Genomic DNA, 748 nt, shown 5'->3' with positions numbered 1-748 from the left:
AAGCGCTTTTTACTAGCTTGACTAGGCTTATCGCAAGTTAATACGTCCTTCATCGCCTCCAACTGCCAAGGCATCCACCGTGTACGCTTAGTCACTTAACCATACAACCCAAACGGGTCTTTGTTAGTGACAGCTGTTAACTTCGCCAGAAGTTAATTCATCAAATAATGATGAGAATACTAAAGTAGATACCAATTAATCTTTCGATTAATGGCATATTTTTACTTTTGAAAACTCTTTATAGATACGAATATCTATAAGAATTTTAATATCAGCTTTCCAAATTTTTAAAGAGCAAGAGAATAAACTTCTCAAAATTAAACACACTCTATTCTCAAGCAGTTTATTACCTGATTAAGAATGTTTATTTTTAAGGAGTAAAAGTGGTGGAGCTAAGCAGGATCGAACTGCTGACCTCCTGCGTGCAAGGCAGGCGCTCTCCCAGCTGAGCTATAGCCCCACATATGCTGGTACTTATTGTCATTTTGCCACTTCATAAGAAGTGGTGGGTCTGAGTAGATTTGAACTACCGACCTCACCCTTATCAGGGGTGCGCTCTAACCAACTGAGCTACAGACCCAAACAATAAGTGTTGTTCTCTTTACAATTAACAATCATCTGTGTGGACACTACGAACAAATAAGTTCTAAATCGTATAAGGAGGTGATCCAGCCCCAGGTTCCCCTAGGGCTACCTTGTTACGACTTCACCCCAGTCATGAATCACTCCGTGGTGAACGTCCTCCCGA

At 40.8% G+C, this 748-nt stretch carries 2 tRNA genes and 2 rRNA genes; all 4 read right to left on the bottom strand.

Going from position 1 to position 748, the window contains the following annotated elements:
- Positions 1-101 (bottom strand): 23S ribosomal RNA (locus AOG26_RS20305); the annotation flags it as partial.
- 283 nt (positions 102-384) lie between these two features.
- A tRNA-Ala gene (locus tag AOG26_RS20300) sits at positions 385-460 on the bottom strand.
- A 43-nt stretch (positions 461-503) separates the two neighbouring features.
- Positions 504-580 (bottom strand) — tRNA-Ile (locus AOG26_RS20295).
- Positions 581-656: 76 nt separating this feature from the next.
- A 16S ribosomal RNA gene (locus AOG26_RS20290) occupies positions 657-748 on the bottom strand; the annotation flags it as partial.

Source organism: Pseudoalteromonas sp. UCD-33C, from assembly GCF_001306895.1.
In the GTDB taxonomy this organism is placed as follows: Bacteria; Pseudomonadota; Gammaproteobacteria; order Enterobacterales; family Alteromonadaceae; genus Pseudoalteromonas.
Note: the sequence above shows the minus strand (reverse complement) of the source record. Positions and strands in the feature narration are given on the sequence as shown.